Source organism: Amycolatopsis sp. NPDC045836, from assembly GCF_056431745.1.
In genome coordinates this window covers 415132-440115 of sequence record NZ_JBWKKF010000001.1, presented here as the reverse complement: position 1 = coordinate 440115, position 24984 = coordinate 415132, and the positions used below count along the sequence as shown (strand labels likewise).

Genomic DNA, 24984 nt, shown 5'->3' with positions numbered 1-24984 from the left:
CTACGGGTTGACACCGACACGGTGGGAGCGACCGGCGGCGGCCAGGGTGAACTCGTCCGCCGTGCCCGGCCGGTACCGCTCGGCGAGCCCGCGCAGCACCGCCGACCCGCGGGTGGTGCGGGCCGGGAGCGCCACCGCGCCGAGCGCGAGCGCCGCGCCCGCCACCGCCAGCACCACGCCGAGCTGGGCGTGTCCCACGGTCAGCGCGAGCAGGCCGGTCAGGAAGGCACCGTAGAAGACGATCCGGACCCCGGCCCGGCGCAGCCGCGGGGTGCGGAGCAGGCCGTCCCGCCGGAGGTCGGCGCGGGCGAACCGGTCGAGTTCGGCGAGGTCGATCCGGAGGTCGTCGAGCCGGACCCGTTCTCCCACCCGCCTGCCCGCCCCCCTCGACGGTGCCGCTTCGCGGCGCTCGTGTTCTCCACTGGCGAACACCTGATCCAGCAGCACCTGCTCGAACTCGCGCAACGAGTCCTCGGACTCCGTGCGCGCCAGCGTGCCGCCCTCCACCGTGAAGTGCCCGCGGTCACGAAGATCGGCGAGGGTGAGCGCGGCGTCCATCGCGTCGACGCGGCCGTCGGCCAGCGTGCCCGCGTACCCGGGTGGGTACCCGTCGCGCGCCTTCGGCCACCACCGGCGCAGGAAGAAGATCAACAAGGCCCAGCCGAGCACCAGGAAACCCAGCACCGCCCACGCCAGGGCCACCGGCGTGGTGACCAGGAAGGCACCACCGAGCGTGGCGGACGGGACCAGCCGCTCGTTCGCCGGGACCGAGCCGGGCGGCAGGTCGACGGTGATCACCATCCGCTGCCCCGGCGGCAGGTCCCGGTGGCTGAACCGGGTCAGCCCGGCGTGGTCGATCTGCGCGGCCAGGCACGGTTTGGGGCCCGCGACGCAGCGGATCGCCTCGGCGATCTTCGGCGCCGCGAGCGACGCGCGGACGAACTCCAGCTCGGTGCTCCAGCCCTGCGCCAGCGGCCAGTACACCTGCGGCCCGGTGGGGCCGGTGGTGATCGCGCCGTCCACCGTGTACCGGAGCACGGCGGTGCCGGCCAGCTCGACCCGGAACGAATCGGCGGTCAGCTCGGCGTGCCCGTCGCCTTCGAGGCTCACCTCCCGCACGGTGAGCACCCGGTCCCGGTCGCCGCCGACCGGCTGGCGCAGCGGCAGTTCCCGGGTCATCGGCTCGTTGGCGGACACGGCCTCGATGACCGAGAGCGCGCCGTCGCGCTCGACCCGCAGCTCGATCTCCGCGCTCTGCGGCAGCGTCGGCAACGGCGGCGCCACCGCGAGCAGCACCGCGGCCACCAGCGGGATCAACGCAGCGACCGGAGGTGCCCCGCCTCGGCGAGCACGCCGTCCAGGGCGGTGAGCAGGGCGGGCAGGTGCGTGCCGAGCCGCTTGAGGTCGCGTTCCCCTTCCAGCCCGCCGAACCAGTACAGCCCGGCGGCGCCGTCGGCCTCCGGGTCGAGCTCGGCGAAGGTGTTCAGCCAGCGCTCGGTCTCCCCGAGCACCACGGCGTAGGGCAGCGAACGGGAGAACACCAGTTCGCGGTCGGCGTCCGGGATCTCGTCGGCGGGCACGCTCTGGAGGTAGTCGATCAGCCCGCGGACCTGCCCGGCGACCGCCCGGCCGCGGGCGGTGCGCCTGGGCAGCAGCCCGGCCCCGGCGGTGATCGCCAGGCCGAACACGATCAGCGCCAGCCCGAGCAGGGCGTCCCCTTCGGACAGCGCCAGCACCACGGTGAGCAGGAAACCGGACAGCGCCAGCACCACCCCCGCCCAGCCGGCGAAGCCGCGGCCGGAGCCGGGCGGCCGGGAGAACCAGCCGCGCCCGACCACGTCGGCGTACATGGCCTGGTCGAACGGCTTCAGGTCGAGGCCGCGCCCGGTGCGCAGTTCGGACAGCAGCGAGGTCTCCGCCCCCGAGGGCAGCACGGCCTGGAACACCGCGCGCTCGTAGGGGTGCAGGCTGTCGTCCGGGTCGTTGCGGCGGGAGATCCGCCAGTCGGTGATGCCGTCGGCGTCGCGCACCGGGGCGATCAGCAGGTAGTTGCGCACGGCGAGGTCGACGACGGTGGCGGTCACGTCGACCACGTCCGCCTTGCCGTCGACGATGGTGCCGACCTGCCCGGGCAGCACCCCGTCCGGCGAGGCGAAGAGCACCCGGCCGTTCTCGCGCACCAGGAGCTTCGACGGCTCGTCCGGCGCCTCCGGCACGCTCGCGTCCCGGCGGCGGCTCCAGAACAGGAACCCGCACCACGCCACGGTGCCCAGTCCGGCGACGGCGAAGCCGAACACCGCGGTGGTGGTCAGCACGAAGGCGTTGGCCAGGCGGGAGGTGTCGGCGAACCGCGCGTTGGCGGGCACGGTCGCCGAAGGCAGGCCGACCGCCAGGTCGACCGGGTCGCCCGCCTCCAGTTCCCCGTGCTCGACCTTGATCACGCCGCCGTCGGCGGTGTCGGCCAGCTCGCACTGGCCGCCGGAACCCCCGGCCTGGCAGCGGATCGAGGACGCCTCCGGCACCGGCGGCACGAACGAACCGGTGACCCCGGCCAGGTCGGTGTCCCAGCCACCGGCCAGCCGCCAGCGGATCTCCTGCTGGTCGCGCAGCTCGGCCACCGCACCGTCCACTGTGTACTGGACAGTGGTCTCGCCCTCGGGTGCGCGGATGACGAACTCGTCGCCGGTCACCTCGGCCGCCCCCGCGCCGTCGGTGGTGACGTCGCGCACGGCGAACACCCGCTCGGTGTCCTCGCCGACGAGCAGCCGCAGCGGGGCGTGCCGGGTCGCCTCCTGTCCACTCGGGACGGTCACCGTCTCGGTCACCGAGAGCAGGCCGTCCGGCTCCACCTTCAGTTCGACGCCGACGGTCACCCCGGCGTCCGACTGGGTCTCCGGCTCCTGGGCCGAGGCGGCCACGCCGCCGCCCAGCACGAGCGCGATCGCGGTGAGCCCCGCAAGCTTGAACACGGTGCTAGACCATAGACCACCCCGCCCGGACGCCGGTCCGTTTCGAGAAGAACATGTCAGAACTGTGCTCTCGGCCGCGCCTCCGGCGCGGCGGCGTGGTCGCTTCGAGCCGGTCAACGGGCCGAGGCGCGACGGGCCGCTCAGCGGCACGGCGTGCCTCGGCCCGTTGACCGGCGCGACCACGCGTGGTGGCTGGGTTTGTTCTCTCTCCATGTCCGTCCCACTCAGCTCGGCGGGGCGAAGGGGAGTTCCCCGGCGGGCGGCGGCGGTGGTGGCGGCTGCGGGGGCTGCTGTTGCGGGGGTTGCCACGCCTGGGCGTGGTCCCGCCGCCGTCGTTCCGCGAGCACGGCGGACAGGTAGGCCCAGTACGGCATGCCCGGCGGCACCGGCGTGCCGATGGCCGCGGCGATCTCCTGGCTGATCCGGAAACCGAGCTGCCACCTGGCGTCCTCGCTGAACTCGGGGTAGCGGCCGAGGTACTGGCGCGCGTCGAGCGCGGCGGCGTCCGGCAGGTGCGCCAGGTCCAGTTGCGCGGCCCACCCCGCCAGGCCGGGCGGCATCACGATCACCGGGGTGACCGCGGCAGGCGTCCGCTCGGAGATCACCACGGTGCCCGCCAGGTAGTCGCCGACCCGCTTGCCGCGGCCGGAGACGAAGGCCACCACCAGCGCCACCGCCCCGGCCACGCCCAGCGCCCAGAAGTCGACGAAGAACCCGGCCAGCCCGCGGGTGAGCGCGTGCCGGAACCGGATCGGGCCGCCGTCGTCGCGGACCACCCGCAGGCCGAGCGCCATCTTGCCGAGGGTGCGGCCGCCTGCCAGGCTCTCCATCGCCACCGGGTAGCCGACCAGGGTGAGCACCACGAGCACCAGCGAGACGGTGAGGAACAGCGCCTCGCTCAGCGACGTGGCCAGCGCCACCCCGGCGACCAGCAGCAGGCCGATCAGCACGGCGGCCTGCAGCAGCACGTCGAGCAGGAAGGCCAGGCAGCGGGTGGGCACGGCGGCGACGCGCAGCCGCAGCACCACGGCGTCGCCGGTGACCAGTTCGGACATGGCGCTCCCTCGCAGGCAATGGGTTCCGCCCGAGGGTAGTACTGTCGGAGGCACTGGAACCGAGGGGAACGGACCGGGATGGACGTCGACGTCTTCGTCGCCACGCACCGGCCCGCGTGGGACCGGCTCGAGCAGCTCACCGAGCACAGCCGCAGGCTGACCGGGGCCGAGGCGGACGAACTGGTGCGGCTCTACCAGCGCGCCGCCACGCACCTGTCCACCCTGCGCGCGAAAGCGCCGGACCCGGCCGTCGTCGAGCACCTTTCCCAGCTGGTGATCCGCGCGCGGTCGGCGATCACGGGCACGCACAGCCCGGCGTGGCGTGAGTTCGGCCTGTTCTTCTCGCAGCGCTTCCCGGCGGCGGTGTACCGGAGCTGGCGCTGGTGGGTGCCGGTGATGGTGGTCTCGCTGCTGGCTTCGGCCGCGGTGTCGGCGTGGATCGCGATGAACCCCGAGGTGCAGGCCGCCGTCGCGGCACCGGAGGAGATCCGGCAGCTGACCGCGCCCGGCGGTGACTTCGAGTCGTACTACTCCAGCGATCCCGCGGCTTCGTTCGCCGCGCGGGTGTGGACGAACAACGCCTGGGTGGCGGCGGGGTGCCTGCTGCTCGGGGTGCTGTTCGGCCTGCCGGTGCTCTACATCCTGGCGACCAACGTGCTCAACGTCGGGCTGTCGGGCGGGCTGATGACCGCGGCCGGGCGGCTCGACATCTTCCTCGGCCTGATCACCCCGCACGGCCTGCTGGAACTGACCGCGGTCTTCGTCGCCGCCGGTACCGGCCTGCGGCTGGGCTGGACGGTGATCGACCCCGGCCGCCGCACGCGGGCCGCCGCGCTCGCGCAGGAGGGCCGGACCGTGGTGCTGATGGCCCTCGGCCTGGCGTGCGTGCTGCTGGTCACCGGCGTGATCGAAGCCTTCGTCACCCCGTCGGGCCTGCCGACCTGGGCCCGCGTCGGCATCGGCGTCGCCGCCGAACTCGTCTTCTTCGCCTACGTCTTCATCCTGGGCCGCCGAGCCGCGGCCGCGGGTGAGACCGGCGACCTCGACGCCCGCTTCACCGCCGACACCGCACCGAGTTCGGCCTAGAGGCGACCGGCGGCCTTCAGCGCCAGGTACCGGTCGGCCAGCGCCGGTGCCAGTTCCGCCGGGACCGCGTCCACCACCTCGACGCCCCGGCTCCCCAGCAGACCGGTGACCTGCCGCCGTTCCGCCAGCGTCCGTTCCGCCGCGGCGGCGTCGTAAACGGCCTCGGCGTCACCCCGGGACGAAGCCATCTCCGAAACCCGCGGATCCGCCACCGCCGCCACCACGACCCGGTGCCGCGCGGTCAGCGAACTGAGCACCGGCAGCAAACCGTCCTCCACCGAGTCCAAGCCGGTGAACAACACCACCAGCGAACGCTGCCCCGCCCGCCTCAGCACCTCGGTGACCATGCCGCGCACGTCCGGCTCGACCAGTTCCGCCGCCAACGGCGCCATCGCGTTCACCAGCGACGGCCCCGCGCCCCGCACCGAAGCCCGCAGCACGCGGTCATACGCGATCAGCTGCACTCGATCACCGGCCCGCGTCGCCAGCGTCGCCAGCAACAAGGCGGCGTCCATCGAAGCGTCCAGCCGGGGCACGTCCCCGACCCGGCCCGCCGCCACCCGGCCGGTGTCCAGCACCAGCACCACGTGCCGGTCCCGCTCCGGCCGCCAAGTCCGCACCACCACGTCGGCGGCCCTGGCCGAGGCACGCCAGTCGATCGACCGCACGTCGTCGCCGATCACGTACTCCCGCAGCGAGTCGAACTCCGTGCCCTGCCCCCGCACCAGCACCGCCTGGCGCCCGTCCAGCTGACGCAGCCGCGAAAGCCGGGCGGGCAGGTGCCGCCGGCTGTGGAACGGCGGCAGCGCGCGCAACGACCACGGCACGTCGTGCGAACCCTGCCGCGCGGCCAAGCCGAGCGGCCCGAACGAACGCACGGTGACCGCCGCGGCCCGCCGGTCACCACGTCGCGTCGGGGTCAGCACGGCCACCACCCGGCGGCTCTCCCCAGCGGGGATCACCACGGAGTGCCGGTCCTCGGCGATCCCCGCGCTCGGCTGCCACGCGTCCCGCAACCGGCCACGCAACCGCCGCCGCCCCGGGTTCTCCACCGTCAACGTCACCTCGGCGGTTTCGCCCAACCGCACGGAATCCGCCCCGGAGCGCGAAAAGGTCAGCGCGCGGACGCTCGCCGCCAGCCCCAGGTCGACGCCGATCCCCAGCAGCAGCACCGAAGCCAGCACCAGCAGGGTGGGCCAGGACGGCCACCGCACCGCCACCACCACGCCCGCCAGCGCGACCAGCCCGGCGCGCCCGGTGATCGCCATCAGCGCGGCACGGGCACCGAAGCGAGCACCCGCTCCAGCACCCCGTCCGCGGTCGCCCCCTCCAGCTCGGCCTCCGGCCGCAGCCCGAGCCGGTGCCGCAGGGCGGGCCTGGCCAGCGCCTTCACGTCGTCCGGGGTGACGTAGTCGCGACCGGCCAGCCACGCCCACGCCCGCGCCGCCGCCAGCAACGCCGTCGCCCCACGCGGGGAAACGCCGAGCCGCACCGACGGTGAGGTCCGCGTCGCGCGGCACAGGTCGACGATGTAGGCGATCACCTCGGGCCGCAGCTTCACGTCGGCGACCGCCTTCCGCCCGGCCTCCAGCTGCGCCCGCCCGGCGACCGGCCGCACCCCGGCCGCGGTCAGGTCACGCGGGTCGAACCCCTCGGCGTGCCGCAGGAGGATGCCGTACTCGTCCTCCCGCGAGGGCTCCGGCATGGTCAGCTTCACCAGGAACCGGTCGAGCTGCGCCTCCGGCAGCGGGTAGGTGCCCTCGTACTCCACCGGGTTCTGCGTGGCGATCACGGTGAACGGGTCGGGCAGCGCACGCGGGGTGCCGTCCACCGAGACCTGCCGCTCCTCCATCGCCTCCAGCAGCGAGGACTGGGTTTTCGGCGGCGTCCGGTTGACCTCGTCCGCGAGCAGCAGGTTGGTGAACACCGGCCCCTCGCGGAAGGAGAAGTCGGCCGTGCGCGCGTCGTAGACCAGCGAACCGGTCACGTCGCCGGGCATCAGGTCGGGGGTGAACTGCACGCGGGTGGTCTTCAGGTCGAGCGCGGTCGCCAGCGCCCGCACGAGCAGCGTCTTCGCCACCCCCGGCACGCCTTCGAGCAGCGCGTGCCCGCGGCAGAGCAGGGCCACGATCAGCCCGCTCACCGCGCCGTCGTTGCCCACCACGGCCTTGGCGACCTCCGCACGGAGCGCGATCAGTGCCTCGCGGGCGTCAGCAGCGGACGTCATCGGTCGTCGACCTCTTTCTCCAGTCGGTCAAGTTCATCGGCGAGCCGGACCAGCTCCGGGTCACCGGCCGGTGGCGGGCCGTAGAGCAGGGCGTGCAGGTCGGCGCCGGGACGGCCGGTCCGGGCGGCGAGCCCGCCGAGCAGCGCCGGGGGTTCGGCGTCGGGGGCCAGGCCGACCCGGGGCGCGAGCCGGGCGCGGGCGGCCTGCCGGAGCGTTCCGGACGCGTGCGCGAGCGCCCCGGACCGGCGGTAGAGCCGCGCCCGGCCTTCCACCGTCTCGGCCGCGCGGACCACCACCGGCAGCGGTTCGTGCACCACCGGGCCCAGCCGCCGCGCCCGCCACAGCGCGAGCACCACCGCGGCGGCGAACAGCTGCACCAGCCCGAACTTCACCCCGTCCGGCACGAGTTCGGGCAGCGACTTCTCGTCCCCGCCCAGCGACGGGTCGGTGGCCGACGGCAGGTACCAGACCACGCGTTCGTTCGCCCCGAGCAGGCGCAGGCCCAGTGCCGCGTTGCCGGCCTCGTCGAGCCGGGCGTTGGTCAGCGGGGCCGGTGTGCCGAGCAGGGTCACCGTGGTCACGGGGCCGCCGAAGCGCTGCACCAGCGTGCCCGCGTCGCCGTCGGGATAACAGGAGAGCACGCCGTCGCCCGGCTCGTACCGGATCCCGCCCGAGGTCGCCTCGGCCGCGGCGACGGCCGCCGACAGCGGGCATTCGGGCTGCCGGTCGCGTTCCTCGGCCAGCCCGGCGACCTGCGTGCCGGGCAGCACCGCACCGACGCCCGGGCCCTGCGCACCCACCAGCACCAGGTGCCGCGCCCGGTCGCGCAGTTCGACCAGCCGTTCCGGCGGCAGCAGGTCCGGCTTGGCGACGAGCAGCGTGGCACCGGCCGCCGAGCGGGCTTCGCCGAAGGTGTCCACCTGGTCGACGCGGACGCCCTGGCCGCGGAGCAGCTGGGCGAGCGCGCGACCGCCGTCAGGGGCGTAGGAATCGGGGTGCAGTTGCTCACGCGCCCCCTCGTCGCCGCGCACCAGCACGAGCACCAGGACACCGGCGAGCAGGACGCCCAGGATGAGCAACGGCGTTTTCGCGGCACGCCAGATCTTCGCGGCGTCGGGCGAGGTGGAGGTCACCGGGCGGCCCCGGCGGCCGTCGGCCGGGTCCCGGCCGCCGCCTCGTCGAGCGCGGCCAGCCGGCGGTAGCCCGCCTCGGTGGCCGCGCGGCCGCCGTAGAACACGTCGTCGAACTGGACCGCGCCGTGCCGCAGTTCGTCCGCGAGGGCGGGCAGCCGGCGGCCCGCCTCGGTGGCGGCCTCGTCGGCGGTGCGCCCGGAACGGACGTCCAGCACCCCGCGCTCTTCCAGGCCGCAAACGATTGCGCGGAACCGGTCGCGCACGGCGTCGGCGGTCCGGCCCTCGGCGAGCGCGGTCTCGGCGGCCCGGCGGTAACCGGCGGCGGTCAGCTTCTCCCCGCTGAACACCTCGTTCGACGCCTTCGCCCGCCGCCGGGTCGGCCCGATGCGCCACCGGATCACCAGGACGACGACCACCACCAGCAACGCGAGCAGCAGCCAGCCGAGCGGGGTCGCCGTGGTCAACTCGGCGGCGGCGGCGAACAGCTCGCCGAGCCGGGTCAGCACCCAGTCGATGGCCTGCTCCAGCACGGACGGCTCGGCCGCCCGGTACGCCGGATCGGCGAGTTCCCGCCGGGCCGCCTCGGCGGCTTCGTCCCGGCCGATGTCGACCGGGATCACGACGGGCGCGGCGGCTCTGGGTCCTGCTTGGGCTGGTCCTCCTCGGCTTCTCCGGTCGCGGGCGGTTCGGCCTGGCCCAGCGGGATGCCCGCGGCGGGCGTCGGATCGGTGGACCCGGCAGGCGGCGCTGCCGGCGCCGCCGCGGCGCGGGCCAGCTGCAGGTCCATGCCCTCCTTGCGCATGCGCTGGTCGATGTAGACCAGCGACCGGACACCGGAGACGAACGGCGAGGTGAAGGTCAGCGCGATCACCGAGCCGAGCGTGGTCAGCAGCAGGCCCGACGCGGTGTACTCGGGCACCTCACCGGTGAACAGCGTGGTGAACCCGGAGAAGTCGCCGGCCAGGGTGAACGGCAGCGAGACCACCTGGCTGATCACCCAGGAGATGAGCATGCCGAGCAGCAGCACGCCGAGCACCCGCCAGAACGAGTTCTTCACCAGCAGGGCGGACCGCTTGAACGCGGTGCCGACACCCGCCTTCTCCAGCACCAGCGCGGGCGTGGCCAGGCCGAACACGACCGCCACGTAGACACCCGGCACGATGCACAGCACCAGCCCGACGAAGATCATCAGCGTGTAGAGGATGGTCAGCCCGAGCAGCGGCAGCAGCCGCGGCAGGGCCTCCTTCACCGCCTCGCCGAAGGTCGGCTTGCGGCCGAGGATGGCCTTGCCGACGACCACGGTGAGGAAACCGTCGAGGAAGCTGGAGCCGAGCGCCGAGACCAGCCCGCTGACCAGCGCCACCAGTGCGCTGGAGCCGAGCAGGTCGGTCGCCAGGTCCAGCGCCTGCTGCTCGGTGAGCACCCGGTTGCTGGCCTCGGTGGCGCGGTTGAGGTCGTCCAGCAGCGGCAGGCTGATCAGGTAACCGGCGAGCTGGGTGATCAGCACCACCACCAGCGACACGCCGAGCATGATCGCCGGATTGCGCCGGACGGTGGTGAACGCGCCGTCGAGGATCTCACCGATGTTCAGCGGCCGCAGCGGGATGACCCCCGGCTTGCCGTACCCGTCCGGGTTCCAGCGCGGACCCGGCTGCGGGGCCTGCGGCCAGCCGTGCGGCTGGTGTTGCGGCGGTGGCCCGCCCGGGGTCGCCCACCCATTCGTGTCGCTCATCGGCTCCTGCCCCTGTTGTTCCCGGTGACCCCGAATACTCTTTCAGAGCAGGTGGGCCCGGGCCAACGCGACTCGGCGGAAGCCGGGCACCCGGTGCGGCCGGTACCGGCCCATTCGCCCGGAAGGGCCCCGGCGCCGCGGCCGAGTGGATATGCTTTCGGCAGTCGTGACCGCCGAGGCCACCAGTGCCGGAGACAGCCGGGGATCTTCTCTATGACGCAACCGCCGCAGGGCCCGTGGCCGCAGCCAGGCCACCGGGGCCAGCAGCCCCCGTCCGGCCCGCTCCCGCCGCCGCGCCCGGCCCCCGGTCCGCCGGGGTACCCGCCACCGCACTGGGGGCAGCAGCTGCCGCCGTACGGCGGGCCGCCGAAGAAGAAGTCGAACGGGCCGCTGATCGCGGTCTGCGCCGGTGCCGCCGTGCTGCTGGTGGTCAGCCTGGTCGTGGTGGTCGTCGCGGTCAGCTCCAACCGGGACTCGGTGGCCGACGCGGGCACCATCGCCCCGGCCACGCTGAGCGACACGCCGAGCGAGCCGACCGGTGGTTCGTCGAGCACGGCGTCCTCGACGCGGTCGGCGCCGAGCAGTTCGCGGTCGGCGGAGAGCCCGTCGTCCAGCGGTCCGCAGAAGGTGTTCAAGCTCGCCGACCACCCCATCCTGCAGGACCCGGCGGCCGGGCTGAAGAACCGCGTGTGCAACCTGCCCGGCTGGCAGAGCAACCAGGCCGCGGCGGAGGCGTTCTTCACCGCGGCCAGCCAGTGCCTCGACGCGGCGTGGGGGCCGTTCCTGCAGCACTACAACCTGCCGTTCAGCCCGCCGAGCCTGCACTTCCCGACCGGTTCGAGCTTCCAGACCGAATGCGGCAACATCCAGGTCGGCATCGCCACGGCGGCGTACTACTGCGAGAGCAACCTGTACGTGCCGTTCCGCGGGCTGCAGACCGACCAGTACGGCAACAACCCCGGCGTGTACCTGGCGTTGTTCGCCCACGAGTACGGGCACCACGTGCAGGAGGTGGCCGGGCTGATGGACGCCGCGTGGGAGGAGATCTACGCGGCGGGGCAGAACTCCGAGGCGGGCCTGGAAATGGCGCGGCGCAAGGAGTTGCAGGCGCAGTGCTTCTCGGGCATGTTCCTCGGGGCGCACGTGGACCGCGGCGGCACCATCACCCGGGACATGTACGACAAGGCGTGGGACGACCAGGAGACCCGCGGGGACAACACCTCCGGCAGCCGCGACCACGGCACGAACGCGCACTACGCGTCGTGGTGGCGGGCGGGGGCCAAGGACAACCGGATCGTCGACTGCAACACCTTCGCCGCGAGCAGTTCCTCGGTCTCGTAGTCACCCGCTCAAATCAACACCGCGCGCCGACGCGGCCCCCGCAGGTACAGCCAGGCGTAACCACCACCGGCCGCACAGCTCAACGCCAGCAAACCGAGAGCCACCGGCCGCAACAGCGCATTGTCACCCCGGGCAGCCGGAACGATGCGCACTTCCAGCGGCCCGGTACCGGCACCCGCCGGCACCGCCACGTCGAACTGTTCCCCCTCGCTGTGCCCGCAGGCGCTCAGCGTGGCGTCCCGCCGCTGGCCGTCGACCTCCACCCGGACGCCTTCCCTGGCCCCGGTGTTCGTGCACGGCAACGGCTTCGTCACGGTGGCCCGCACCACGGTCTCGCCGGTCCCGCCGTTGACCCCGAGCACGCCCGGCGCCAGCCACACGGCCAGCACCACCAGCACACCGGTGACCGCCGCGACGGCGATCTCCCGCCACCGCGCCGGGAGACGCGAAGACCCGACCACACCGGCAATCGTTCCAGACCGCCGTAACGGAACGCACCTAGCCCAGCCGGACCAAGATCATCAGCTGGACTGCTCCGCCGGGGTGACCTTCTTGACGTAGAGCAGCCGATCCCCCGGCTCGATGGCGTCGGCCTCCGGGGCGTCCACGCGGAACAGCTGCCCGTCGCGCACCAGCCCCAGCACGATGTCCGGCAGGTGCCGCGGCGAGCCGCCCTCCTCCGAGGGTTCCACCGGGCGCTCGGCGATGGCCAGCCCGGACTCCGGGGTGAGCAGGTCCTCCACCATGTCCACCACCAGCGGCGTGGAGGTGGCCATGCCGAGCAGCCGCCCGGCCGTCTCGCTGGAGATGACCACCTGGTTCGCGCCGGACTGCTTGAGCAGGTGCACGTTCTCCGCCTCGCGCACCGAAGCCACGATGTGCGCCTTGGGCGCCAGCTCCCGCGCGGTCAGCGTGACCAGCACGGCGGAGTCGTCGCGGTTCGAGGCGACCACCACCGCCCGCGCCCGCTGCACGCCGGCCACCCGCAGCACGTCCGACCTGGTCGCCGACCCGTGCACGGTGACCAGGCCGAGCACACCGGCGGCGTCGAGCGCCTGCTGGTCGGTGTCCACCACGACGATCTGGCTCGGCTCGATGTTCTCGTCGCCGAGCAGCGTCTTCACCACCGCCCGGCCCTTGGTCCCGAACCCGACGACCACCACGTGGTCCCGCACCTTGTGCCTCCACTTCTGGATCTTGAACGCCTGGCGCGACCGTTCGGTGAGCACCTCGAGCGTCGTGCCGACCAGCACGATCAGGAACAGCACCCGCAGCGGGGTGATGACCACGACGTTGACGAAGCGCGCCGACGGGGTGGCCGGGGCGATGTCACCGTAACCCGTGGTCGACAGCGAGACCGTGGCGTAGTACACGCTGTCCAGGAAGGTCAGCCCGTCGCCGTTGGCGTCGCGGTAGCCGTCCCGGTCGAGGTAGACGATCAGCACGGTGGCCAGCAGGGCCAGGCTGGCGCCGATCACCCGTTTCACGATCGCCCGCAGCGGGCTGACCGTGTGCTCCGGCATCTTGATCACGCCGACCAGTTCGTGGTCGGGCTGGTCGTGCAACCGGTCGCCCAGCTGGAAGGGGATGCGCTTGATCATGCCTGCTCCCCGCGGCGTGCTTGGATCACGCGGGGAGCGTAGCCGACGGTGATCCCGGCCACGTTCATTCCGGCGGTACCGCGCGAAGAAGTTCACGCAGCCCGTCGAAGTCCAGCAGGTCCACCGGCCGGACGGTGCGGTCCTCGCGCACGTAGTGGAAGGCCGCGCGGACCTGCTCCAGCGGCACACCCGCCAGCACCGACCAGGCCAGCCGGTAGGCGGCCAGCTGCACCGACAGCGCGGGCAGCCGGTCCGGGCCGGGCACCCCGCCGGTCTTCCAGTCGAGCACGGTCCAGCCGCCGTCGGGGTCGGCGAACACCGCGTCCATCCGCCCGCGCAGGTTGATGCCGTCGACCTCGGCGGAGAACGGCACCTCCACGTCGTACGGGGTCCTGGCGGCCCATTCGCTGTGCTCGAACGCGCGTTGCAGCAGCTCCAGCTCACCGTCGTCGACGGCTTCGTCGTCGGCCGCGCCGGGCAGGTCCTCGAAGTCCAGCAGCCGGTCCCCGCTGAACCGCTGCTCCAGCCAGGCGTGGAAGGCGGTGCCGCGGCGGGCGAAGCTGTTCGGCGGCGCGGGCAGCGGACGGCGGAGCCTGGCGGCCAGCGACTCCGGGTCGGCGGCCAGTTCGACCAGCTGGCTCACCGACAGGTGGTCGGGCAGCACGATGTCCTCGGTCCGGCCGGCCGCCTTCGCCCGTTCGGCCAGCAGCACGTCGGTGTCGGCGATCCAGCCGTCCGGGTCCTCGTGCCCCTCGTCCGGATCGGGTGCCCCGGGGTCGCGGCGGCTGAGCACGGCGAGTTCGTCGAGCACCAGCTCGACGCCTTCGGTGACCGCGGACCGCCGTCCGCCCAACGGGTCCACCGGCCACACCGCGGTGCGCGTCGAGGTGGTGAGCGGGTTCTCCGCCTCGTTGACCGGCGGGTCGGCCCACTGCTCGATCACCCCGAGGTCGTCCGCGCCCTGCTCGAGGACCACCTCGCGGATCTCGGTGAGGAAGGTGGACGGCCCCTTCGGCTTCGAACTGCTCTCGTTCCACCAGTGCCCGGAAACCAGCAGCCCGTGCTCGGACCGGGTCAGCGCCACGTAGCAGAGGCGGCGTTCCTCGTCGGCTTCGCGATCGGCGAAGTTCGCCTCGTGCAGCTCCAGTTCTTCGAGCAGTTCCTTGCGGTTCTCCCCGCCGCCGAGCCGGAGCTCGGGCAGGTCCTGCTCGTCACCGCGGAACTTGGCGGGCAGCGCGGTGACCGTGCGCAGCCAGGACGACGACCGCCGCTTGCTCGGGAACACGTCGCCGACCAGGTGCGGCACGGCCACGTACTGCCATTCCAGGCCCTTCGCGGCGTGCACGGTGAGCACCTGCACGCGGTCCGGCACCACCTCGACCTCACCGGGGCTGAGCCCGTCCTCGGCGTGCTCGGCGGTGGCCAGGTAGTCCAGGAAGGACATCAGGGTGGCGGTCGGCGAGGTCTCGGCGAATTCGGTGACCACGTCGGCGAAGGCGTCCAGGTGGGCGCGGCCGGCGGCGTTCGGCCGGGCCAGCGCCTCCACGTCGAGCAGCATGGTGCGCTCCACATCGGACACCAGTTCCGGCAGCGACTGGTCCAGCCTGCGGCGCAACGCCGCCAGCTCGGCACCGAGGCGCTGGATGCGGCGCAGCCCCTCGCGGGAGTAGCGGTCCGGGTCGCCGGGGTCGTCGATGGCGTCGACCAGGCCGGTGTGCTCGGCGCGTTCGGGCACCAGCGTCGGCTCGGTGTCACGCGGCTCGTCCGGATCGGCGGACAGCTCGACCGCCCGGCTCCACAACGCCTTCACGTCCGCCGCACCCAGCCGCCAGCGCGCCCCGGTGAGCAGCCGCGCGGCCGCCGTGCCGGCCAGCGGGTCGGCCAGCACCCGCAGCGTGCTGACCAGGTCGGCGATCTCGGGTTCCTCCAGCAGTCCGCCGAGGCCGACCACCTCCACCGGCAGGCCGCGTGCCCGCAGTTCGGCGGCGATCGGCGCCATGTCGGCGCGGCGGCGGACCAGCACGGCGGCGGTCGGCGGCTCGCCGGTCGCCTCGATCGCGGTGAACCAGCGCTCGGCCAGCCGTTCGGCCACCCATTCGCGTTCGGCGCGGATGTCCGGCAGCAGCGCCACCGAGACGTCGGCCGGGGGCGCGCCCACCCGCGCCCGCAACTGCTTGACGCCGAGTCCCTTGACCCGCAGCGGTTCCACGATGGCGTTGGCCAGCACCAGCACCTCGGGCGGATTGCGGAAGCTGGTCAGCAGGCCGTATTCGCCGGCGGGTTCCAGGCCCTCGTCGGTGCCCTTCGGGAAGTCGGTGGTGAACCGCGGCAGGTTCGCCGCGCTCGCCCCGCGCCAGCCGTAGATCGCCTGCGCCGGGTCACCCACCGCGGTCACCGGCAGCGACGGGTGCTCACCCAGGCCGAACAGGCCGCGCAGCAGCACGCGCTGCGCGTGCCCGGTGTCCTGGTACTCGTCGAGCAGCACCGCCCGGTAGCGCTCGCGTTCGCCGAGCACCACCTCCTCGTGCTCGGTGGCCAGCCCGGCCGCCAGCGACATCTGGTCCGCGAAGTCCAGCGCGCCCTCGGCCCGCTTGCGCTCGTGGTAGGCCTCCACCAGCGGCAGCAGCGCGAGCCGGAACCGTTGCGCGGCCACGATTTCCTGCAGCTTCACCGGTAGCGCGTCGCGCTGCCCCTTGGCCTTGGGCGCGGTCTCGATCAGCTCGCACAACCACTCGGTGTACCCGGCCAGCTTGTCCGTGGACACCAGGTGCTCACCGAGTTCCCCGGCCAGGCCGAGCACGTGCGCGGTGATCGTCGGCGGCACCTTGTCGGTGTCGAGATCGGGGTCCCAGTGCGAAACCACCCGGTGCGCGAGCTGCCAGGACGCCGTTTCCGACAGCAGCCGCGCGCCCGGCCGGACCGGCAGCCGCAGCCCGTGCTCGGCCAGCAGGCGTCCGGCGTAGGCGTGGTAGGTGAGCACGGTCGGCTCGCCCGCCATCACCGCGGCGCGGCGGCCACCGCTGGGATCGACGCGCTCCAGCAGCCCGGACCCGGCCAGCCGCCGCAGCCGCGCCCGCACGCGCTCGCCGAGCTGACGCGCGGCCTTGCGGGTGAAGGTCAGGCCCAGCACCTGTTCCGGGGTGACAAAACCGTTGGCCACCAGCCACACCACGCGGGCGGCCATGGTCTCGGTCTTGCCCGCGCCCGCCCCGGCCACCACCAGCGACGGCTCGGTGGGCGCGGCGATCACGGCCGCCTGCTCGGGCGTCGGCGGGTGCAGGCCGAGCGCCTCGGCGACGTCGGCCGGGCTGACGAGACGCGTCTGGACAGCGGTCACGGGCCGGTCACCTGTCGTCCTTCGGGGCGCACCGGGCACGAACCGCGGGCCGGGCACCGCGGGCAGTCCGCGTTCTCCCGCGCTTCGAAGCCCGGCCCCGCCGCGGATCCGGCCGCCCGCCGCACCAGTTCCAGCCAGGTGGGCCCGGTTTCGTCGTCGAGCGGGGCCTGCTGCCGTTCCGTGGCACCGGTTTTCTTGTTCGCCTTGGCCACGTACACCAGCTTCGCGCCACCCGGTTCGGTGCCGTGCTCGCCGAACGCGCCGAGCAGCACGGCCAGCTGGTAGGCGGCCAGCTGCGGGTGCTGCTCGGCGTCGGTGGCGGTGACCGGGGTCTTGCCGGTCTTGATGTCGACGATCACCGGACGGCCCTGTGCGTCCAGCTCCAGGCGGTCGACCCGGCCGCGCAGGCGCACGAGCAGTTCGTCCTCCCCGTCGCCGTGCTCGGGTGGCAGCACCACCTGCACGTCCTTCTCGTTCCCGGCGCTGGTCAGCTCGGCGCGGCTGGCCCGCAGCCACGCCATGAAGTTCTCCAGCATGTGCTCCACGCGCCGCCGTTCACGGCGGGAGAACCAGGGCGCACCGGCGTCGACCCTGGTCCACGCCTCGTCCAGCGCCGCCCGCAGCTCGGCGTCCCCGGTGCCCTCGGCGGCGGCCTGGGCGAGCGCGTGCACCAGCGTGCCGGTGACCGCGGCGAGCTGGGCCGGGTCGTCCCCGCCGTGCCGTTCCAGCAGCCACCGCAGCGGGCAGCGGGCCAGGATGTCCACTGTGGACGGCGAGACGCTGACCAGCTGGCCGGGGTGGAACAGGGCCACCTCGGTGGACGGCTGCGGCACGCCGTACCAGGTGTTCGGGTGCGCACCGGGCACCCCGGCGGCCGCCAGTTTCGCCAGCTGGCGCGCGGCGAGCTGCCGCTTCCCGGTGTCCATCTCCGCATCCGAGACCGCCCGCCGCAGCTCCCCGACCAGCTCGGCGAGCACCAGCGAACGCCCGCCCGACTTCAGCCGGGGATCGGCCGCCGACTCGTCGGGGGCGGCCTCGTCCAGCTCGTCGACGAAGCGCGACGGCTGCTCGTCCTCCCCGCGCACCGCGCTGACCAGCAGCGTCCGGCGGGCCCGGCTGGCGGCCACGTAGAACAGCCGCCGTTCCTCGGCCAGCAGCGGCGCCGTCGCGGACACCTGCTCACCGTCCACCCCGGACAGCAGGTCGACCAGCCGCTCCACGCCCAGCAGCGACCCGCGCAGGCGCAGGTCCGGCCAGCTGCCCTCCTGCGCACCGACCACCGCGACCACCGTCCACTCCCGGCCGGCGGACCCGTGTGCGGTGAGCAGCGTGACGCCCTCCTTGCGGGCGGCCTTCGGGGCCAGGCTGTCCCCGGCGATCTGCTGCGAGGTCAGGTAGTCGGCGAACGCGGTCACGGTGGAGTGCGGGAGCCGGTCGACATAACGACCGGCGGCGTGGAACAGGGCCACCACCGAGTCCAGGTCGCGATCGGCCTGCGCCCCGAGCGACCCGCCGCGGTCGGCGAAGCGCAGCAGCCGCGCTTCGAGATCGCTGGCCTGCCAGAGGTCCCACAGCACGTTCTCCACGTTGCGGTGCTGCGCGATCGACTCCCGCGCGGTGGCGATCAGCCCGGCCACCCGGCGCACCGGAGCCGCCTCGGCGTCGGCGAGCGCGGTCAGCGGATCGTTGTCCAGCAACGCCTCCACCAGCAGTTCGTCACTGGACCGCGCACCGCCGGCCGACAGCTCCAGCCGCCGCAGCCCGCGACGCAGCCGCCGCAGCGCCAGCGGGTCCGCTCCGCCCAGCGGCGAGGAGAGCAGCATCTCCGCCAGGTCGGCGTCCACAGTGGACGGATCGTCGGCGGCGCGGAGCGCGGCCAGCAGCGGCCGGACGGCCGGCTGCTTGGCCAGCGGCAGTTCCTCCGAGGCGGCGGCGATCGGCACCCCGGCCGCCCGCAGCGCGCGGGTGAGCACCGGGAAGGTCCGCGACGGCGAGCGCACCAGCACGGCCATCTCCGACCACGGGACCTCGTCCATCAGGTGCGCGCGGCGCAGCTGGTCGGCCATCCAGGCGCCCTCGGCCGCCGGGGTGGAGAGCAGGCGGATCTTGACCGTGCCCTCGTCCTCGGTGTCCCTGGGGGACAGCTCCGGGCGCCTGGGGCCCGGCAGGTGCCGGGCCAGCCGGTTGACCGCGGCGGCGATCGCGGGCGCGAGGCGGTGGCTGCGGGTGAGCCGGATCGTCCGGTCCCCGCGGCGATCGGCCTGGTCGAGCAGGCCGGGGTCGGCCCCGCGGAAGGAGAAGATCGACTGGTCCGGGTCACCGGCGAGGACGAAGTCGTCGGCACCGGAGCCGAGGTGGCGGAGCAGGCGGAACTGCAGCGGGTCGAGGTGCTGGGCGTCGTCGACGAAGAGGTGCCGGACGCGGTTCTGCTCGCGGTCCATCAGTTCCGGCTCGGAGTTCAGCGCCACCAGCGCCGAAATGACCAGTTCGGCCGCGTCGTAGGCGGTGGCGCCGGGCAGCGCGAGGGCGTTGCCCCCGGCCCCCTGCAACGCGCTGACCTCCTCGTACTGCCGCCAGAACAGCCCGGCGGCGATCCACTGCTCGCGTTGCTTCTGCTCGCCGAGCTTGATCAGGTCCTCCGGCCCGAGGCCGCGTTCGGCCGCGCGCTGGAGCAGGTCGCGCAGTTCCTCGGCGAACCCCGGCACGGTCAGCGCGGGCCGCAGCTCGACGGGCCAGTCCCAGGCCCCCAGTTCCAGATCACCGGCGAGCAGCTCACGCACCATCACGTCCTGCTCCGCGCTGTTGAGCAGCCGGGGCGCGGGTTCCTCGCGGATCCGTGCCTGCAACCGCAGCACCGCGTAGGCGTAGGAGTGCACTGTGCGCACGATCGGCTCGCGGATGGTGCGCGGGACCTCCGGATCGCCGTCGCTGAGCAGCCGCGTGATGTCGGCACGCAGCGCTTCGGCCGCCCGGCGGGACGTGGTGAGCACCAGGATGCGCTCGGGATCGACGCCGTGGTCACGAATGCGGCGGGTGACGGCCTCGGCGAGCAGCGTGGTCTTGCCGGTGCCGGGCCCGCCCAGCACGCGGACGAAACCGACCGGCCCGCCGAGCACCCGGCGGGCCTCGGCCGTCCACTGGCGGGGTGGCGCGGGCACGACCGGGCGGCGCACCAGTCGCGCGCTCACCCGGTGCTTCGTCCTGCTTGCCACACCCGATTGCACCACGGGTGGTGATCGGGGGTCGGCAGCGGCACCCGGTGAGAACTGTCGGTGTCGTCCGGTTAGCTGTGCGCATGGACGAAGCACTGCACGAACGGGTGCGGACGGTGATCTGCGACGTACCGCCGGGCAAGGTCGCCACCTACGGCGACATCGCGACGCTGGCGGGCGCCCCGTCACCGCGGCTGGTGGGCGCCATCCTCGCCGAGGACGGGCACGACCTGCCGTGGCACCGGATCCTGCGTGCGAACGGCACCCCGGCACCGCACCTGGCCGAGGAGCAGCTGGCGCGGCTGCGGGCGGAGGGCGTGCTGGCCGACGGGCAGAAGGTGGACCTGCGCCGGTACCGGTGGCAACAGGAGGAGCCGGAGGGTGGCCTCTGGTAAAACGCCCCGCTCTTTAGTTAGGCTAACCTAATGGCGAGCCTGACGTACCACCCGCTGCACGTGTCCGCCGTCCGGCGGCTCACCCCGCACATGACCCGGATCACCTTCGACGTGGCCACCACGGTCACCGATGCCGGACCGGACCAGTACGTCAAGCTGTTCTTCCCGCTGCCGGGCGCCGCGCGCCCGGTGCTGCCGCCGCCGCTCGAGGACGGCGAAGTGCTTTCCTGGTACCGCCGCTACCTCGCCATGCCCGACGCCGAACGCCCGCCGATGCGCACCTACACGATCCGCGCCATCCGCCCCGGCGAGATCGACGTCGACTTCGTCCTGCACGATGTCGGCCCCGCGTCTTCGTGGGCGTCGACCGCCACCGTCGGCGACGAACTGATCTTCCTGACGCCCCCGCACGCGTTGTACTCGGTCCCCGCCGACACCACCTGGCAACTCCTGGTCGGCGACGAATCCACCCTCCCGGCCGTCGGCGCGATCATCGAGTCGCTGCCCGCGGACGCCGTGGTCCGGGCCTACCTGGAGATCCCGGGCCCGGAGGACGAGCAGAAGTTCGACACCGACGCCACCGACGTCGAGATCACCTGGGTCCTGCGCGAGGGCCGCCCCCACGGCGAGTCCGTGCTGGAGGCCGTCCGGGCCGCCACCCTGCCGGCCGGCACGCCCTACGCCTGGCTCTCCGGTGAGGCCACCCTGGTCAAGCACACCCGCCGCCACCTGGTCCGCGAACGCGGCTTCGACAAACGAGCCATCACCTTCACCGGCTACTGGCGGCAGGGGAAGAGCGAAGAAGAGGTCGGCCGCGAAGCCCTCACCACCCCCACCCCGGCCGACGACGTCTGACCAAGGCACCCGGCGGTCAGCCGGGCAAACGCGGGCAGAAACAGGCGGCCGGCAACACAGAACTCGGCGGAGCCGTGGTCACCCTAGAAAGCCGGGGTGGACAACTCCCGCACCAGCAACTTCACCAAGGAACCCAACCGCGGCCGCTCCGGCTGCACCGTCGGCACCCCCGCCGCCACCAACGGCGCAGCGGTAACCGCACCCACGCAGGCGCACAGAACCCCATCCCGCAAAGCCGAAACCAGCTCCCCCACCCGATCCCCGGCCAACGCCAGCAAATTCGCCGCCGCCGGGGCGCTGGTGAACGCCAGAACCCGAACCCGCCCGCCGATGACGTCGTCGATCAGCCGAAGCGCAGGCGAGGAATCAACCGGCCATTCCCACCGATACGGCTGCACCTCCAGAACCGAAGCCCCCGCATCCGCCAGCGACCCCACGAACCCAGGCAACGGGGAACCGTGCAACTGCACCACCACCCGCTTCCCCGCCACCCCCTCGTCCAGCAACCAGGAGAACAACTCCGCGTTCGTCTCCCCCGCAGCCGACCACTCCTCCGCCAACCCCGCCCCCCGAACCGCACCCTTCGCCTTCGGCCCCCGCACCGCCAACCGCGAGGAACCCAGCTGCCGCAGCAACTCCGCACCCACACCCCAGCCCGAAGCCGCCTCCAGCCAGCCGCGGAAACCGGCGCCCGTGGTGACGGCGGTGAAGTCGACCGGAGCCGACAACACCGAAGAAGTGGCCGAACGCAGCAGCGCGTCATCCGGCAACGGCACGATCCGGATGGTCGGCGCGTGCCGCACCGTCGCCCCGTGCCGTTCCAGTGCCGCGATGAACTCCTCCGCCCGCCGTTCGGCGGTGATGCCGATGGTCACCCCGGTCAGCTCACCCATACCGCGCCCCCATCTCCCGAATCGCCGCCGCCAGTTCCTCGCGCAGGTCGGCGGGCTCCAGCACCTGCAGCTCCGCGCCGAACCGCAGCAGTTCCCCGATCGCCGGTCGCCCCTGCTCCACCGGCAGCTCCACCCGGACCCAACCCCGGTCGTCCGCGGCACCGGCGTCACGCAACGCCCGCGCCCCCACCGAACCCAGGTAGTACGGTACGAGCGCCCGCCCCAGCGGTGACAGCCGCACCACCGCCCGCCTCGGGTACATCCGCTGCTCGAACTGCTCCGACCACTCCCGCCAGTACGCGGCCAGGTCGAAATCCGCGGGCCGCTCGAACGGCGCCAGCGTCTCCAACCCCTCGATCCGCGACACCCGGTACGTCCGGTCGGACCCCGAACACCGTCCCGCGAGGTACCAGTTCCCGCCCTTCAGGATCAGCCCCAGCGGCTCGATCTCCCGCGTGACCTGCTTGTTCCCCCACCGCCGGTACTCGATCCGCAACCGCCGCGGCTGCCACACCGCCTCCGCCACCTCCGCCAGCTGCGGCAGGCTCTCGATCCCGCGGTGCCACCCCGGGACGTCGAGGTAGAACCGCTGCGACACCGACGCCGCCCGGTCCCGCAGGTCCGCGGGCAACGCGGCGTACAGCTTCAGCTGCGCCGCGGCCAGCACCGTGCCCAGCCCCAGCTCGGACGCCGCCGCGGGCAGCCCTGCCAGCGACAGCGACTGCGCCTCCTCCTCGGTCAACCCGGTCAGCCGCGTGCGGTACCCGTCGACGAGCCGGTAACCCCCGGTGCGCCCGCGATCGGCGTACACCGGCACCCCGGCCGCCGACAGCGCCTCGACGTCGCGGTACACCGTCCGCACCGACACCTCGAGCTCCGCGGCCAGTTCGTCGGCCGTCATCCGCCCCCGGTTCTGCAACAGCAGCAGCACCGTCAGCAGTCGGCTCGCACGCATGGAAGCCAGTATGCCCGGAAAACCTGACACGAGCTGTCAGCTAAGCCCGGCACAGTACCGCCCATGAACACCTTTGCGATGAAGTCCTGGGACGAGCACGTGGTCAGCGGCGCCGAAGACCAGCCCCGGTACGCGCACGCCCACGCCGTGATGACCTACACCGGCCTGATCGAGGGCGAGTCCTCGGTCGACTACCTCCTCTACTACTCCGGCCCCGGTTACGACGGCGCCGGGCAGCGCGCGCCGGGCTTCGAACGGATCGAGGGCGCGGTCGACGGGCGCAAGGGCAGCTTCGTGATCCGCCACGAGGTAGGTTTCGACCACACGGGCATCAACGGCGAGTTCACCGTGGTCGACGGCTCGGGCACCGGGGAGCTGACCGGCCTGCGGGGCACCGGGACCACCGCCGGCGCGTCCGGCGAATCGGCGGTGCACTACACCTTCGAATACTCCATCTAGGACGGTCACCCATGGACAGGCAGCAGGTGCTGGCCTACCGGATCGCCGCGCAGGGGCTGCACCGGGACACCGCCGACCCGCACGAACTGGCCGTTTTCGACCTCGGCGTGCAGGACAACCAGCGCGGTGGCCCGGCCATCGCGCTGGCCGCCCGGCTCTCCGCCCCGGCACCGCCGGACGACCGCTTCGCGTTGCTCTGGTCCCACCGGGGCGCTCCCCACCTGCACCGGCGGCGAGACCTGGAGGCCCTGACCCGCAGCCTGGTGCCGCTGTCCGAAGCGGACGCCGAAACGCGGCTGAACTGGCAGCGGGCACAGGTGACCCGCGCCGGGGTGCCCGCCGCCGAAGCGCTGACCACCACCGCCGAGGCGCTGCGCAAGGCCGTCGGCCGGACGATGACCAAGGGCGCGGTGAGCACCGCCGTCACCAAGCTCGTCCCGGACGGCTTCTCGGTGTGGTGCCGGGGCTGCGGCGCCACGCACGTCCTCGAACAGCTCATGCGCCTGGCCGCCCCGCTCGCCGGGCTCGAACTGGTCCCGGACACCTCCCCGGCGACGCTGACCCCGCAGGAGCGCCGCGGACCGGTGCCCACCGAACCGGACGTCCCGGCCGCGACCGCGGTCATCGCGGCCTACCTGCGCCTGCACGGCCCGGCCTCGCCCGGTGAGGCGGGCGGTTTCCGCGGCACGAACGCCACCGCCGCCAAGGAGATGTGGCCGTCCGGCCTCGCCGAAGTGCCCATCGACGGGAAGCAGCGCTACCTGCCCGCCGATTCCCTGTCCCTGCTGGAAAACCCGCCGGAGCCGGACCTCGTCCGCCTGCTGCCGCCCTCGGACCCGCTGCTGCAGGCCAGGGACCGCGACCTGCTGGTGCCGGAGAAGGCGCACCAGAAGGAGATCTGGAAGATCCTCGGCAATCCCGGCGCGGTGCTCGCGGACGGGGAGGTCGCCGGCGTCTGGCGCCCGAAGACCTCCGGCAAGAAGCTGTCGATCACCGTCAGCACCTTCTGGCCGCTCGGCCCGAACACTCAGCAACGCGTCGCCGAAGAAGCCGAACTCGTCGCCGCCGCACGCGGGCTCACGCTCGCCAAGCTCGCCTGGTAACGCCGGACGACCAGGTCGGCGACGGAGGCGTGCGCCCCCAGTGGCGCGGCCACCACCGCCGCCCCCGATCCGACCAGCCGCCGGTGGAACAACCCCGGCGCCAGCAACCAGGACGCCACGGCGACCCGGGAGACCCCCAGCGAACGCACCACCTCGGCCACCGAAGGCCGTGCCGTAGCGGCGAACCCCACCCGGACCGGCACGGCCAGCCGGGCCCGCAACGCCCGCGCAGCCGCCCGCACCTCGCCCAGCGCCCGCGGATCGCTGGACCCGGCCGCCGCCAGCACCACCGCGTCACCCCGGCGGTACCCGGCTTCGAGCAACCGCGCTTCGAGCACGCCGATCAACTCCGGAGCCGCACCGAACGCGGGCGTCACCGCCACCGCCGGGTGCCCGCTCGCCGCGACCTGCGCCGGGACGTCGGTCCGCACGTGGTACCCCGACGCCAGGAACGCGGGCACCACCACGGCCGGGCCGGGCACCCCCGCCAGCACGGTCGTCACGTCCGGCTGGAGCACGTCCGCGAACGCCACCCGCACCGGCACGGCCACCCGCTCGCGCACCATCGAGGCCAGTTCCGAAATCACGCGCACCCCGGCCGCCGCCCGGGTGCCGTGCGCCACCAGCACGA

General features: G+C 73.5%; 21 protein-coding genes. 6 read left to right on the top strand and 15 right to left on the bottom strand.

Features of this window, described 5'->3' with window-relative positions; translation table 11 throughout:
- The 3 genes from AC07EG_RS02135 to AC07EG_RS02125 form a co-directional block, all read right to left on the bottom strand.
- Nucleotides 1-1317, bottom strand: a complete 1317-nt coding sequence (locus AC07EG_RS02135) for a DUF2207 domain-containing protein (protein WP_478251096.1) — start codon at nucleotides 1315-1317, stop codon at nucleotides 1-3.
- Nucleotides 1314-2969, bottom strand: a complete 1656-nt coding sequence (locus AC07EG_RS02130) for a DUF2207 domain-containing protein (RefSeq protein WP_478251095.1) — start codon at nucleotides 2967-2969, stop codon at nucleotides 1314-1316. The genes AC07EG_RS02135 and AC07EG_RS02130 overlap by 4 nt, the downstream gene beginning before the upstream one ends.
- 224 nt (nucleotides 2970-3193) lie before the next feature.
- Entirely contained in the window at nucleotides 3194-4024 is an 831-nt protein-coding gene (locus tag AC07EG_RS02125) for an RDD family protein (RefSeq protein ID WP_478251094.1), read from the bottom strand.
- A gap of 78 nt (nucleotides 4025-4102) precedes the next feature.
- On the opposite strand from AC07EG_RS02125, the gene AC07EG_RS02120 reads away from it, so the two are divergent.
- Nucleotides 4103-5110: a stage II sporulation protein M gene (locus tag AC07EG_RS02120; protein WP_478251093.1), complete on the top strand. Its 1008-nt coding sequence runs from the start codon at nucleotides 4103-4105 to the stop codon at nucleotides 5108-5110.
- Here AC07EG_RS02120 and AC07EG_RS02115 read toward each other — a convergent pair.
- From AC07EG_RS02115 to AC07EG_RS02095, 5 genes are read right to left on the bottom strand one after another with little or no spacing between them, the layout of a single operon-like run.
- On the bottom strand, nucleotides 5107-6378 hold the full coding sequence (locus AC07EG_RS02115) for a DUF58 domain-containing protein (protein ID WP_478251092.1): 1272 nt from the start codon (nucleotides 6376-6378) through the stop codon (nucleotides 5107-5109). The genes AC07EG_RS02120 and AC07EG_RS02115 overlap by 4 nt on opposite strands.
- Complete coding sequence (locus AC07EG_RS02110; protein ID WP_478251091.1) at nucleotides 6378-7337, bottom strand: AAA family ATPase; 960 nt, start codon at nucleotides 7335-7337, stop codon at nucleotides 6378-6380. Before AC07EG_RS02110 ends, AC07EG_RS02115 begins: the two co-directional genes overlap by 1 nt.
- Nucleotides 7334-8470: a DUF4350 domain-containing protein gene (locus tag AC07EG_RS02105; protein ID WP_478251090.1), complete on the bottom strand. Its 1137-nt coding sequence runs from the start codon at nucleotides 8468-8470 to the stop codon at nucleotides 7334-7336. Before AC07EG_RS02105 ends, AC07EG_RS02110 begins: the two co-directional genes overlap by 4 nt.
- Nucleotides 8467-9090, bottom strand: a complete 624-nt coding sequence (locus tag AC07EG_RS02100; protein ID WP_478251089.1) for a DUF4129 domain-containing protein — start codon at nucleotides 9088-9090, stop codon at nucleotides 8467-8469. The genes AC07EG_RS02105 and AC07EG_RS02100 overlap by 4 nt, the downstream gene beginning before the upstream one ends.
- Nucleotides 9087-10202: a YciC family protein gene (locus AC07EG_RS02095; protein WP_478251088.1), complete on the bottom strand. Its 1116-nt coding sequence runs from the start codon at nucleotides 10200-10202 to the stop codon at nucleotides 9087-9089. The genes AC07EG_RS02100 and AC07EG_RS02095 overlap by 4 nt, the downstream gene beginning before the upstream one ends.
- 213 nt (nucleotides 10203-10415) lie before the next feature.
- Here AC07EG_RS02095 and AC07EG_RS02090 point away from each other — a divergent pair, with 213 nt between their 5' ends.
- Nucleotides 10416-11543: a neutral zinc metallopeptidase gene (locus AC07EG_RS02090; protein WP_478251087.1), complete on the top strand. Its 1128-nt coding sequence runs from the start codon at nucleotides 10416-10418 to the stop codon at nucleotides 11541-11543.
- 8 nt (nucleotides 11544-11551) lie between these two features.
- Here the strand turns inward: AC07EG_RS02090 and AC07EG_RS02085 are convergent, their stop codons facing one another.
- The 4 genes from AC07EG_RS02085 to AC07EG_RS02070 form a co-directional block, all read right to left on the bottom strand.
- Nucleotides 11552-12004: a hypothetical protein gene (locus AC07EG_RS02085; RefSeq protein WP_478251086.1), complete on the bottom strand. Its 453-nt coding sequence runs from the start codon at nucleotides 12002-12004 to the stop codon at nucleotides 11552-11554.
- 60 nt (nucleotides 12005-12064) lie between these two features.
- On the bottom strand, nucleotides 12065-13144 hold the full coding sequence (locus AC07EG_RS02080) for a potassium channel family protein (RefSeq protein WP_478251085.1): 1080 nt from the start codon (nucleotides 13142-13144) through the stop codon (nucleotides 12065-12067).
- Nucleotides 13145-13208: 64 nt separating this feature from the next.
- Nucleotides 13209-16481, bottom strand: a complete 3273-nt coding sequence (locus AC07EG_RS02075) for an ATP-dependent helicase (RefSeq protein WP_478251084.1) — start codon at nucleotides 16479-16481, stop codon at nucleotides 13209-13211.
- Complete coding sequence (locus AC07EG_RS02070) at nucleotides 16478-19669, bottom strand: ATP-dependent helicase (protein ID WP_478251082.1); 3192 nt, start codon at nucleotides 19667-19669, stop codon at nucleotides 16478-16480. The genes AC07EG_RS02075 and AC07EG_RS02070 overlap by 4 nt, the downstream gene beginning before the upstream one ends.
- 107 nt (nucleotides 19670-19776) lie before the next feature.
- On the opposite strand from AC07EG_RS02070, the gene AC07EG_RS02065 reads away from it, so the two are divergent.
- Both AC07EG_RS02065 and AC07EG_RS02060 read left to right on the top strand, forming a co-directional pair.
- Nucleotides 19777-20088 (top strand): MGMT family protein, encoded by a 312-nt coding sequence (locus tag AC07EG_RS02065; protein WP_478251081.1) that lies wholly within the window; start codon nucleotides 19777-19779, stop codon nucleotides 20086-20088.
- A gap of 30 nt (nucleotides 20089-20118) precedes the next feature.
- Nucleotides 20119-20943, top strand: coding sequence for a siderophore-interacting protein (locus tag AC07EG_RS02060; protein WP_478251080.1), 825 nt, complete (start codon nucleotides 20119-20121; stop codon nucleotides 20941-20943).
- Between the two features lie 83 nt (nucleotides 20944-21026).
- On the opposite strand, the gene AC07EG_RS02055 is transcribed toward AC07EG_RS02060, so the two are convergent.
- Both AC07EG_RS02055 and AC07EG_RS02050 read right to left on the bottom strand, forming a co-directional pair.
- Complete coding sequence (locus tag AC07EG_RS02055) at nucleotides 21027-21836, bottom strand: uroporphyrinogen-III synthase (RefSeq protein ID WP_478251079.1); 810 nt, start codon at nucleotides 21834-21836, stop codon at nucleotides 21027-21029.
- Nucleotides 21829-22791 (bottom strand): helix-turn-helix transcriptional regulator, encoded by a 963-nt coding sequence (locus AC07EG_RS02050; RefSeq protein ID WP_478251078.1) that lies wholly within the window; start codon nucleotides 22789-22791, stop codon nucleotides 21829-21831. Before AC07EG_RS02050 ends, AC07EG_RS02055 begins: the two co-directional genes overlap by 8 nt.
- 63 nt (nucleotides 22792-22854) lie before the next feature.
- Here AC07EG_RS02050 and AC07EG_RS02045 point away from each other — a divergent pair, with 63 nt between their 5' ends.
- Both AC07EG_RS02045 and AC07EG_RS02040 read left to right on the top strand, forming a co-directional pair.
- The gene (locus AC07EG_RS02045) at nucleotides 22855-23250 is read left to right on the top strand and encodes a DUF3224 domain-containing protein (protein WP_478251077.1); all 396 of its coding nucleotides are present in this window, start codon (nucleotides 22855-22857) and stop codon (nucleotides 23248-23250) included.
- Nucleotides 23251-23261: 11 nt separating this feature from the next.
- The gene (locus AC07EG_RS02040; RefSeq protein ID WP_478251076.1) at nucleotides 23262-24353 is read left to right on the top strand and encodes a winged helix DNA-binding domain-containing protein; all 1092 of its coding nucleotides are present in this window, start codon (nucleotides 23262-23264) and stop codon (nucleotides 24351-24353) included.
- On the opposite strand, the gene AC07EG_RS02035 is transcribed toward AC07EG_RS02040, so the two are convergent.
- Entirely contained in the window at nucleotides 24278-24982 is a 705-nt protein-coding gene (locus AC07EG_RS02035; protein WP_478251229.1) for a sirohydrochlorin chelatase, read from the bottom strand. The two genes, AC07EG_RS02040 and AC07EG_RS02035, sit on opposite strands and share 76 nt — an antisense overlap.
- Nucleotides 24983-24984: the final 2 nt, after the last annotated feature.